Genomic DNA, 11,704 nt, shown 5'->3' with positions numbered 1-11,704 from the left:
CTCCTGACGGGCTTTCCGCGCTCGACGGGCTCCCGGGGCGAGCGATCAGGCCAGCTGGTGCGGCGGGGACTTGGTCTGGACGGGCCGCAGCCCGCGCAGCTCGGTGAGGTCGTTGAGGTCCAGGCTGCGGATCCGGGCGACGGCGTAGGTCTCCTCGACGATCGCGTGCACGTCCTCCATCCGCCAGCCGCGCAGCGGGTCGGGCGGCACCGCGACCAGCAGGGCCTGCGGGGCGCGGGCGTCGGGCTGGTTGTAGTGGAAGGCCAGTCCGCCCAGCTCCTCGACGGCGGGCTCGGCGTCGCCCTCGGGCGGTGGGGCGTCGGTGGGGGGAGCGGGGGGCGGTTCGGGGACGGACTCGGTCCAGGAGTCGATCAGGAGTCCCGCGACGTGGTCCGGATCGGGCGCGCCGTCGGTGCGCAGCAGCGCGCTGTGGCGGGCGGCGGGCCTGGTCCTGGACGGTACGGGGGCCGGGCCGCGGGCGATCCAGGGCTGTCCGGCGGGGAGCTGGACGACGGTCGTGCCGCAGGGCGGGGTGTCGGCCAGGACCTCCGCGGCGGCGAGCGCGTCGTCGAGGGTGCGGACGTTCGGCCGGACGCGTTCCATCTGCACCAGCCAGTTGCCGGTGCCGTCCTCGTCCGCGCCCTCCGGCGGCCCGGCGGTGAGCGCGTCGCCCGCGGGGGTGCCGCCGAGCCGCAGTTCGGCCAGGACGGGCAGGGTGCCGGCGAGCGCCGAGGACACCGCGGCGGTGACGGCGGTGATCCAGCCGAGCGCCGCGGCCGGCTCTTCCGGCGGGGGGCCGGGCAGCGGGGCGAGCGGGTTGGCGGCGAAGCGGTTGAGGACCGTGGCGGCCTGCTTCCGCAGCTCCGCGATCCCGGCCTCGTCGGTCGGCGGGCCGAGGCTGTAGGCGGAGGTGATCCCGAGATCGGCGAGGCTGTCCAGGGTGCGGGAGACCGTGTCGGCGAGGCCCGGCAGCACCTTCACCTGTTCGACCAGATTGGCGACGGCGCTGGTGGTGGCGTTGTGCCAGTTCTCCACCCGGGCGGCGAAGCCGGTCAGGTCGGCGCCGGCCCAGTCGTCGCCGCTCCTCTGGTCGAGGTGGGAGGTGAGCAGGGGTTCGGCGCCGGTGAGCACGCCCGCCAGCGCGTTGCAGAGCAGCCGCAGTTCGGCGAACCGCGCGGCGCCGGTCGCCGTGACGGGCGGGGTGGTCGCGGCGCCGGCGCGGGTGGCGGCCTGGCGCAGCAGTCGGCGGGCGAGGGCGGTGTCCTGCTCGGCGGGGTCGGCGTCGCGGCTGCCGGGCGGCCCGGCGCCGAGGACCACGTCGAGCGCGCAGACGCCGAGGTCGGCGAGGGTGAGGGTGAGCGGTGCGGCCGGGTCGCCGAAGTCGAACCGCCAGCCGCCGGGGTCGCCGAGTCGGGCCTCGCACCAGCGCTCGACGGCGGGCTCCAGCTGGGCGAGCGGCCGGGTCGCGTCCCAGCCGGGAACGGGTCCGGCGGGCGTGAGTACGGCGACCCGGTGGGTCAGGGCGGTGGCGGCGCGCGGGGTGCGGACCACCTCGAAGTCCTGCGGCAGGCGGTCGCCGCGGGTGATGCCGTCGGCCGAGGACGCGGCCCGCAGCGGGCTTCCGGCGACCAGCTGGTGCACGCTCTCGGCGAGCAGCAGGTCGCCGACCGCGTCGAGGGTGTCCGCCAGTTCCAGCATCAGCGTGGTGGCCCCGTCGAGCAGGGGCAGGTCCTCGGGGGGAAGGTTGCCGAGGATGTCCTGCAACTGCTCGCCGTGGGCGCGCCAGTCGGCCAGCAGGGCCAGTCCGTCGACGACGTCGCGGGCCGCGATCGCGGTCCTGGCCTCGTCGCTGCCGGGAACGCTCGGGTCGACCAGGCGGGGCGTCGGGAAGGCGTCCCGGACGGGTGCGACGAGGGCGTCGAGCCCGTTGTCGTGCAGGCCGCGTTCGAACCGGTAGCCGAGCAGGGCGCCGAGGCTCTGGCCGGAGCGGACGCCGTCGACGACGGCGAGCGCGCGGCGGACCCGGGCGGCGCTGAGGTCGACGGCGAAGGCCTGGCGGTCGGTGTGGCTGAGCCAGCCGGAGCGCAGTACGGCGGCGGTGACGGCGTGGTGCAGGGACGGGGCGAGGAGGTAGCCGTCGTTGGTCTGCGGCTCGCCGGACTCGCCGGAGTCGCCCGACTCGCCCGACTCACCGGGGTCACCGCCCTCTCCGCCCTCACCGGCCTCGCCCTCCCCGGCCGGTGGCCCCGGTTCGTCGCCGGGGAGCGGCTCCTCCGGCGGCAGCGACTCCGGGCGCGGGTGGAGGTCGGCCACCCAGCCGTACGCCCCCAGGTGGGTGCCGTCGGGGCGGGTGGCCCGGGTCTTGGCGAGGCGGGCGTGGGCGACCGAGGACATCCAGGCGTCCAGCCGGTGGGTCTGGGTGTCCAGCGCCTCGCACAGCAGCAGCTCCAGGCGCGGCGTGTCGGCGTACGGCAGGTCCGCGCCCTCGGGCAGGGGCGGCTCGGACGGGCCGGGCGGCGGCGGGGTGATGAGCGACAGGTCCTCCGCGGCGGCGAGCTGCTCGAACGCGAGCGAGAGCCAGTCGAGGAACTGCGGCGCGAAGCCGGCCGCGGTGACGAGCTCGCCGTTCTTGAGCCCGACCCCGGGGGCGGGCACCGGCGTGCCGGCCCGGAGGAATTCCTCCACGTGGAACGCGTAGGTGAACATCAGGTTGGTGGCGTAGTGGTAGAAGAGCCCCAGCCGGCCGGTGCTGATCGCCTCCGTGGAGGAGGACAGGGCCAGCATCCCGGCGAGGAGCTCCGGCGAGGCCCCCTGCCCCGTGGCGAGCTGCGCGAGCGCCTGCTGCCAGAAGCCCCACATGAAGCGGACCGGTCGGGCCCGGGCGAGTTCCACCATCTCGGGGGTCGGCCGCTGGTCGCACAGGAACTCCACGGGGAAGGGGACGAAGTCCGGGGAGGGCGGCAGCGCCCAGGTGAACAGGCTGTCGTGCGGGACGGTTCCGATCGGGGTGTCCGGCGGCGGCTCGAACGGCGCGTTCACGATGTCCTGCTGCATGTACCGCAGCCGCCGGGAGGCCGGCAGGCGGTGCAGCAGGTCGTTGATCACCTGGTCCGGGTCGCCGCCGGCGCCGACGCCGGGGGAGCGGAAGGCCTGCGACTCGACCAGGGTCCGGAAGCCGGAGATGTGGTTGAGGATCCGCAGGTCCACCTCGCTGCCGTGCCACAGGTCGAGCGAGGTGACGGGCAGCAGCCCGTACGGCTGGTTGCCGACCCGCAGCGTCGGCAGCAGGCCCCGGCCGCGGACGTGGTGGATGTAGTGCGAGACCAGGAAGGTGAGGTCGGGCAGGGTGGTGCCCTCCAGGGTGCGCCAGTTGCTGGAGGCGGCGGAGAAGGCGCCGGCCGCGGTCTGGAGCAGGGTCAGCAGTTGGTGCTCGTCGTCGGTGAGTCCGTCGGTGGCCTCGGCGAGCACGGCGGCGGCGGTCCCGCCGAGCGCGGTCGCGGCCCGTGCCGCCGCCTGGGTGCTGCCGGGGGCGAGGGCGGCCTGCTGCTCGTCGACGCGGTCCGGCGGCTCGGGCGGGGTGCGCGGGTGCCAGGCCGAGCGGGTGGCGTCGGTGTTGTTGGTGGGGGTGCCGGTGGGCAGCACGGCCAGGCCGTCGGTGCAGCGGTGGGCCTCCAGCAGGGTGGTGAGCAGCTGCGCGGTGTCGGCGGAGCCGCCGCCGCGCACGCCGGTGACGGTGACCAGGCTGAAGTCGGTGCGCAGTCCGGTCAGCGGTACCCGGACGCCCATGCCGACCCGGACGGCTTCGTCGAAGTCGCCGAGCCAGCGCGGTGGCACCGGCTTGCCGGGGGCCGGGCCGACGTCGAGTGTCGCGGCGATCGGCTCGCCCTCCTGGCGCCAGAGCAGGCCGATCTGGCCGTCACCGGTGGTCTCGTAGCCGGAGAACACCAGCCGGTCGGGCAGGACGTAGCTGTGCGCGGCGCGGGTGAACGTGCTGTCGACGATGGTCGGTTCGGCGACCCAGGGCTCCGGGGAGGCCACGATCCCGTCCGGCGGTGTCTCGGTGTCGGGGCGGGGGCCCTGCGGGCGCAGGGCGCGGACGGCCCAGGCGGCCCGGCCGGGGCCGATGGCCGCGACGAGGGTGCTCCAGGCGGCCGCGCGGCCCTCCTCGTTCGGCCCGGCGGTCCAGACCTCCACCCAGTAGGCCTCGGTGGCGGCGCGCTCCTCGGCGGTGAGGCCGGTCTCGTGGGAGTCGACGTGGATGTCGTCGGGGTAGGCCCGGATCCACAGCTGCGGTTCGGGGCCGCCGAGGCCCCGGTACACCGTCTCCAGCCGTAACGGGAGGAGCACCAGCGGGTCGGAGCCGTCCTCGGACCAGAGCGGCGGCTCGGCGGTCGCCAGGTCCCGGTAGGCCTCACGGGCCTGCTGGTAGCGGGTCTGGGCGGCGTCCACCTCCTGGGTTGCGGCCAGGTGTTCGGCCTCGAGCCCGGTCTCCTGGGCGAGTACCCGTTTCTCGTAGCCGGCGAGTCCGGTCCTCGACCAGTCGAGGGCGACCCGGGCGTCGCTGACGGCGCGGTGCGCGGCGGCGATCTCGCTGGTCACGGGGCTTCTCCCATCAGGCTGCGGGCGGTGCGGAGCAGACGGAACGGCCGTTGCAGGGTGACCCGGGCGACGTCGGCGGAGTTCCAGCTCCGCCCGTCGGTGCGGGGGTGCTCCTGCTCGGAGACCGGCGGGTCGGCCGGCATCCGGCCGAGCGAGGCGAACCCGTTGACCAGGACGCGGTCCCAGTTGAGGTCGTCCCAGGTCTTCATGCCGGCGCCCGTGCCGGGCGCGGTGTCGTAGCCGAACCGCAGCCGTCGGCCGTTCTCGGCGAGCACGATCCACCAGTTGTGGATGTCCTCGCCGGGGGGCAGCTGGAAGGCGTAGGCGCAGGTGCGCTCGTCCATGGGCAGCACCATGAGGGGCGCCACCCAGGTGTCCGGGGCGAGCAGGGGGTCCTGGACGGCGGCGGGCGGGACGGCGGCCACGATCATGCCGGGGTAGCGGTGCACCAGCCGGCCGCGGATCAGCAGCACGTCCAGGTCGTTGGCGTCCATGGCGAGGTGGCTGCCGAGGGCGCCGTCGAGGGCCCAGCCGTGCACCGGCGGGATGTCGGCGAGGCCGTCGGGGCGCGGCCAGAAGTGGGTGAACGGGCTGCCGCGCAGGTCGGTCGGGTACTCGCGCCAGCGCATCTCCCGGTTGAGCTCGTCGTTGGCGCCGACCATGAAGGCGGCGATGAACGGGCCGTTGGCCTTCAGCAGGACGGCCCGGTCGTCCGGGACGGCGGCGATGCCGGGCAGGAACCAGTCGGGTTCGCTCTCCTTGATCGCGAGCGCCATCGCGGCGGGGAAGTCGGGGCAGACCATCACCGGGTCGGTGATCTGCTCGGGCAGCGCGACCAGCGACTCGCCGGTCACGGTGATCCGGTCCTCCAGCCGGGCGGCCAGCAGCGGCGTCGGGTCGAGCGCGCCGACCAGCCGCTCCTTGTAGGCGTCCGGGTCGATCGGCACCCCGTACTGCAGCAGTTGGCTGCCGGGGTCGTCGGTCATCGACTCCTGGCCGGCCAGGACGGTGAACGGGGCGGAGAGCGTCATGCCGAAGCCGTCCGGGAGCGATTCCGTCATGCCGGTGAGGTCGCCGACGAGCGGCTCGACCGTCCCGGAGTCGAACAGCTGCTCCGACATGAGCAGGTCGTCCGCGGTCATGGAGTCCGCGGCGAATCCCTCCTGTTCGCCCGCCATCCGCCCGATCGAGGGGGCGAGCAGCGAGGTGATCGCCCCGGCCTGGTCCGTGAAGCCGTTGGCGAGCGCGGCGGGGGCGACCGCGGCCATCGTGCGCAGCATCCCGGTGGTGTGCCGGGTGGCGGCGGAGTGGAGCGCGCCGTCGACGCGTTCCGCGAACGCGTCGCCGGCCGCGACCTCGACGGTGGGCGAGGTGCCCGGCCGGGTCACCAGCGGCACGGCCAGCGGGGGCAGCAGCGCGCCGGTCATCGTGCGCCGGGCCAGGCTGTCGCCGTCGAGGGAGGCACGGCGGGCGAGCGGCCCGCGCCGGCGCAGCAGCCGGTGGTAGGCGGCGTCGGCCAGCGCGGTCGGGGCCGGGCTGACCGCGACCTCGGTCCGCAGCGGCAGTCCGCTGTCGGTGCGGACCCGGTCGCCGACCGGCGCGGCCACCGCCATCAGCTCGCCGGGGGAGAGGGTCTGCAGGTGGCGCCGGTACAGCGAGTCGGCGACCGCGGTGCAGAAGACGGTCTCCTGCAGCTTGCGGTTGGCCTCCCGGACGGCGCCCAGCTGGTCCCAGGCCCGGGCCATCAGGAACTCCTGGTTCTCCCGCACCCAGTCGGCGCCCAGGGCGGCCGCGATCCGGTACTCCGGGTCGAGGTTGAGCTCGGCCAGCCAGCCCGTCGCGCCCGGTTCGACGGACCGGGCGACCACCGGGTGGCCGCCGTACAGCGGCGGCGCGAGTTCGGTCTCGGTGCCGCGGTCGATGTGCGCCGCGACCCTGGTCCTGAAGTCGTCGAGGGCGGCCTGGGTGACGGTGCCCGGCGGTGGGTCGAAGAGGGTGAGGACGCCCTGGACGGTGATGGTCTGCCGGCCGGCCGCCGGGTCGCCGGAGGCGAGCGGATCGCCGTGCAGCCAGGGCCGGGTGACGTCGACGGTCCGCCCGCCCAGCAGTCCGGCCTCCTCCGGCCGCAGCGGCACCACGGCCGTCGCCAACTGCTCGAAGTCGCCCTCCTCGCCGGTGCGGAAGCCCCAGGAGTGGTAGACGGGCAGCCGGAAGACGCCCTGGCCGGGGAACGGCCAGGCGTCGCCCGGCTGGTCGATCTCGGCGAAGCCGCCGGTGAGCCCGGCGGTCACCCCGCCCTGGAAGGACGGCACCAGGCAGGCCAGGTAGTCGAGGTTGCCCTGGAGCCGGCGCGGGCAGAGCAGCCGGGAGACCATCGGCCCCCGCTGTCCGGCCGGCCGCTGGATGTGCGCCCACTGCCAGGCGTCGTCGAGCGGCGGCAGCAGGCCGATCTCGACATCGACGAAGGGCAACGGGTTGCCCGGCTGGACGGCGTGCCCGGCGGCCTCCACCACGATCAGCTGCAGCCAGGGCCGCAGGTGTCCGTCGGTGGCCCTGGCCGGGGTGAACAGCCAGGGCAGTTCGGGCAGGTCGAACTCCACGAAGGGCAGGTAGTTGGGCTCCACGTCGGTGCTGCCGGGCACCGGTTCGACGCGCAGGATGTGCCGGGTGTCCAGGCCCACCACGCCCTCGGGGCCGAGCATCCGCAGGCCCCGGCCCTGCACCGGCAGCCGCCGGTCCCGCGGCCCGGTCAGGGTGAGGGTGGGCGCCAGGTCGGGTTCGAGGTTGGTGGCGGTGTGGGGGATCGACGCGGCCACCGGGCTCTGCAGGTACGGCGCGAACTCCAGGTCGTCGCCGCTCATCGGAGTCTCGCCTCCCAGGCCTCCACCACCCGGACCCCGCCCCGGCCGCCCAGCAGGCCGCGCAGTTCGGCGTTCGGCATCCCGGCGTCGCCGGCGGGCGGCGCGGCCGCGACCGTGAGCTGCGTCATCGACCAGCTGGACACCGCCGCGAGCGGTTGCTCCGCCGCCACCCGGAGCGCCGGCCCGGCGGTCTGCCACCAGTGGGCGTCGCGGATCGAGGCGGCGGCGGCCACCTGCTCGGCGGAGACATGGGCGTGGGAGCGGATCATGCGCCGGATGTGCGAACGCATCGGCACCGGATCCTGGACGATCTTGGTCTCCCAGCCGAGCTCCACCCCGACGAAGGCCGAGTCCTCGGGCCCCGAGAGGTCGGGGGCGAACCTGACGCCCGAGCGGTACTGGGCGTAGGCGTCGGTGCTCAGCTGCTGGTCCTCGGTCAGGTCCAGGAACTGCCCGGGCGCGAAGGAGTCGGAGACCGAGCCCTCACGGGAGTCCTCGCCGCCGAGCCGGGGCTCGACGATGTCCCACCGCTCCGGCGGGTCGACCGCGGCGTGCCCGAAGCGCGCGATGTCCACCCCGAGCGGCAGCACGTGCTGGCGGGCCGCCAGCCGGCCGTGCGGGTGCACCCGCCGCCCCTCGGCCAGCAGCCGGTTCGCGAACGGGGCGAGCCGCACCGGGCTGCGGTCGGCGGCGGACGGCGGCAGCACGCTCCACGCCGAGGGCTGTGCGAACGCCTTGACCAGCTCGTCGCCGAGGTTGACGGTGGAGGCGGGCAGCGGCGGCGGCCCGCCGCCCCAGCTCAGGTCGAAGTTGAACGACACCTTGAACAGGAACAGCTTGATCCGGCCCCGGCCGACCGCGTGCCAGGGGGTGGGCCCCTCCAGGATCAGCTCGAACGCGATGCCCAGCAGGGTCTCGCCGAACACCTCGACCGACAGCGCGCCGCGCATCGACGCGGTGAACGACATCGTCGGCTTGAAGTGGATCAGCACGTCCAGGGCGAACTGCCCGCGCAGACCGCAGTCCGCGATCTCGGCGACCAGGGACAGCTTCGCCCCGAACTGGACGGTGTTGCTGGTCACCGCGAAGTACGACTCGCAGCGCAGCTGCAGCCACGGCGTGGGGGAGAGGTCCATCGCCAGCCGGTGCAGCTTCGGCACCCCGCGCGGGACCGGGAACGCCGGGTGGAAGCCGCCCGCGCTGAGCACGAAGAGCGGGTCGTCCCCGCCCCGGCTGAGCACCAGGACGTCACCGTCGAGCGGAATGCCCGCCATCCGCGAACCCGTCAGGGAGGCCATCAGGAAGGCGCTGGGCTCGGCCGTGTCGTACTGGCCCGCGAAGGTCGCCTTCAGCTCGATGACCGGCGCCGCCGGATCGGGCACCATCACCCGCAGGATGCCGAGGATCGACAGCCGCACCGGATCGGGCAGCTCGGCCACCACGGCCGCCGACAGGTCGACCATCCGGCCGCCCCAGGAGATCCGGAACATCGGCCCGACCACGAGCCGCCCCGGAACGGTCGGGAACAGCGACGCCAGGCGGGGGATCACCCGCACCGCGGCCTCCACCGGGTCGGGCGGGAACAGCAGTTCACCGGCGGTGCCGTCGGCGATGCAGGCCAGCAGCGTGTCCCGGTCGACCGCCTTGTTGACGCCCACCACCCCGCCGATGCCGCTGACCGCGAAGCCCAGCCCGATCTGCAGCCCGGGTTCGGGGAAGGTCGCGCCCATCAGCACGATGAACGCCGGCGGCCGGCCCAGCGAGATCTGACCGAAGGCCGTCACCGTGGTGACCGGCATCGCCGCGCTCAGCACCCCCGAAAACTCGGTGAAGCCCTTGCGGTCCAGCTGGCCGCGCAGCTGCACGGGGGGTAACGGCAGGTCGATCTTCAGCGTGTCCGGGAGATTACCGTCCGCCAGCCTCTCCAGGTCGAGCCCCGGAATGCCGCCCATGGCACACCTCGCTCCTCGTCAGCCGCGCGTCGGCGGCATACGGCCGCCGGCCGGCAGCAGGTCCCAGAAATCGTGCTCCCCGGCGGGCCGGTAGCGGACCAGGCCGAGGAAGGTCGGCGCCCGGGTCTCCGGTGCGTCGGGCCCGTCCGGACCGTCGGCGGCGGCGTCGGCGAGCGTGTCGGTGGCTGTGCCGTGCCAGAACCCCTGGTCGCCGAGCGGGTCGCCGGTCGGCTCGGCCGGAGGGTCGCCGGGAACCAGCCGGACCGGCAGGTACAGGTGGCCGACGCCCTTGTCGGCGCACACCCGGTCGAGGCGCAGGCCGGGGAACTCCCGGTCGGAGCCGGGGGCGAACTGCTCCAGTACCACCCGCAGCGCCGCCGCGCCCACGCAGTGCCAGGCCAGCGGGTAGCCCGCCCTCGCCGGCCCGCCCTCCCCGGCGTTCACCGGCTCGACGGGGCTCCGCGCCGGCTGCGGCCCCTGCCCGGTGTCGGCACCGGTCCGCGCGTCCTCGCCGAAGTACCGCCAGCGCCAGCCCTCGGCCAGGCCGTCCGCCCGGCCCGCCACCGCGCCCAGGTCGAACGCGTCCATGAACTCGGTGCTGCGCACCGCCGGGGTCCGGGGCAGTTCGGACGGCGAGCTCACCGCAGCGACGTACCCCTGGTGCCAGCCCTTGGCCGAGGCGGACGGACCGAGTCCGCCCTCGCCGTCGTGGGGGAAGGGATTCAGCTGGGGCATGGCGGACTCCTCACGGCGGGTCCGGAAGAATGGCCGGGAAATATCACGGGCAGTGATAATTCACGGCCCGGGCCACGGATTGTGATCGATCCGGGAACAGCGTGCCGGTGGCGCTCTGCCACCGCTGTGTTACCGCTGTGTCGCCGCTGTGCCACCGATCGGACCGCGGAATGCCGCACCGCCCCCGGGAATCGGTCGCCGATCTGATGAAGCGCCGGTTCCGGGCCGGCGGCAATGGGCCAGGACGTGCCGGACCTATCTCCTCAAGAGCGGGGTCGACCTGCGGGAAAGAGCTCTCGGCAGGGCAAGTTGTCGGGTATGTGACCCACTCTATTCCCGAGCCTGCGGGTGCTCCAATACCTTCCGTGAGATTCTTTGCGCCCCTCGGACCTTGTCACCGGGAGGAGTGGACCGAGCTTCCGGAGCGGAGTGACAATGGTCGCATTCCGTCATTCGTCTCGTTTCGATCCTTTCGATCTGGCGGTGAACGAGGCCATCGCCAACCTGGCCGAGTCCATTCCGCCGGAGGAGCTCGGCCTGGGGTCCTTGGAGTCCGTCGTCCGGGGCATCCCCTCGGCCGTGCAGATGATCGACACCGCCCGCTCCGACCCCGACGATCTGCTCGGCTCCGTCCAGATCCGCGAGGACGAGCAGGGAAGGGGCAACATCGCCGAACTCGCCGAGTCCGACGTCGAGGGCTCCGTCCACTACATGACCCACGCCGTGAACTGAGGCTCCGTAGTCCCCGCGACGGGGGGCCGACCCGCTGTCACCGTCGGTCCTTCGGGGCGTCGGCGGCCAGCGGGACCAGGCCGGACTCGTAGGCGAGGATGACGAGTTGGACGCGGTCGCGGGCGGCGAGTTTGGTGAGGAGGCGGGTGATGTAGGTCTTGACCGTGGCGGGGCTGAGGACGAGTTCGGTGGCGATCTCGGGATTGGCGAGGCCCCGGCCGACAAGGGTGAGGATCTCGCGTTCCCGGTCGGTGATGGCGGCGAGGCGGTCGACCCCTGCGGGCGCGGGCGCGGGCGCGGGTACGGACGCCGACGCGGGTGCGGCGGCCTGGCCCGGGGCCGGGCGGGCGGTGAACTCGGCGATGAGGCGGCGGGTGACGCTCGGGGAGAGCAGCGCCTCGCCGGCGGCGACCACCCGGATCGCGTCCAGGATGTCGTCCAGGGCCATGTCCTTGACGAGGAATCCGGAGGCACCGGCGTGCAGGGCGGCGTAGACGTTCTCGTCCTCGTCGAAGGTGGTGAGGACGACGACCCGGGCCGGGGAAGGGCCGGCGGTGACCCGGCGGGTGGCCTCGATGCCGTCGAGCACGGGCATCCGGATGTCCATCACCACGACGTCGGGGCGCAGTTCCTCGGCGAGACGGACCGCCTCGGCGCCGTTCCCGGCCTCGCCGACCACCTCCAGGTCCTCGGCCTCGGTGATGACCATCTCCAGGGCGGCCCGGACGAGGGGCTGGTCGTCGGCGAGGACGACGCGGACGACGGGGACGACGGGGACGACGGGGACGGCGGGGACGGCGGGGACGGTCGGGACGGCGGGGGTGG

At 74.4% G+C, this 11,704-nt stretch carries 6 protein-coding genes; 1 reads left to right on the top strand and 5 read right to left on the bottom strand.

Annotated features, from left to right (window positions below):
- Positions 1 to 45: 45 nt before the first annotated feature.
- From ADK60_RS15940 to ADK60_RS15925, 4 genes are read right to left on the bottom strand one after another with little or no spacing between them, the layout of a single operon-like run.
- A complete protein-coding gene (locus tag ADK60_RS15940; protein WP_053646672.1) occupies positions 46 to 4,599 on the bottom strand; it encodes a hypothetical protein in 4,554 nt (1,517 codons plus the stop codon).
- Entirely contained in the window at positions 4,596 to 7,460 is a 2,865-nt protein-coding gene (locus tag ADK60_RS15935; protein ID WP_053646670.1) for a hypothetical protein, read from the bottom strand. The genes ADK60_RS15940 and ADK60_RS15935 overlap by 4 nt, the downstream gene beginning before the upstream one ends.
- The gene (locus ADK60_RS15930; RefSeq protein WP_053646668.1) at positions 7,457 to 9,412 is read right to left on the bottom strand and encodes a DUF6603 domain-containing protein; all 1,956 of its coding nucleotides are present in this window, start codon (positions 9,410 to 9,412) and stop codon (positions 7,457 to 7,459) included. The genes ADK60_RS15935 and ADK60_RS15930 overlap by 4 nt, the downstream gene beginning before the upstream one ends.
- Positions 9,413 to 9,430: 18 nt before the next feature.
- Positions 9,431 to 10,147, bottom strand: a complete 717-nt coding sequence (locus ADK60_RS15925; RefSeq protein ID WP_053646667.1) for a hypothetical protein — start codon at positions 10,145 to 10,147, stop codon at positions 9,431 to 9,433.
- 483 nt (positions 10,148 to 10,630) lie between these two features.
- Between ADK60_RS15925 and ADK60_RS15920 the strand changes: the two genes are divergently transcribed.
- On the top strand, positions 10,631 to 10,879 hold the full coding sequence (locus ADK60_RS15920) for a hypothetical protein (protein WP_053646664.1): 249 nt from the start codon (positions 10,631 to 10,633) through the stop codon (positions 10,877 to 10,879).
- 37 nt (positions 10,880 to 10,916) lie between these two features.
- Here the strand turns inward: ADK60_RS15920 and ADK60_RS15915 are convergent, their stop codons facing one another.
- Positions 10,917 to 11,588 carry a response regulator gene (locus ADK60_RS15915; RefSeq protein WP_053646674.1) on the bottom strand — a complete coding sequence of 224 codons (672 nt, stop codon included), beginning with the start codon at positions 11,586 to 11,588 and terminating at the stop codon, positions 10,917 to 10,919.
- Positions 11,589 to 11,704: the final 116 nt, after the last annotated feature.

This window comes from Streptomyces sp. XY431 (assembly GCF_001279805.1).
Classification (GTDB): domain Bacteria; phylum Actinomycetota; class Actinomycetes; order Streptomycetales; family Streptomycetaceae; genus Kitasatospora; species Kitasatospora purpeofusca.
This window is presented reverse-complemented; position numbering and strand designations above follow the sequence as displayed.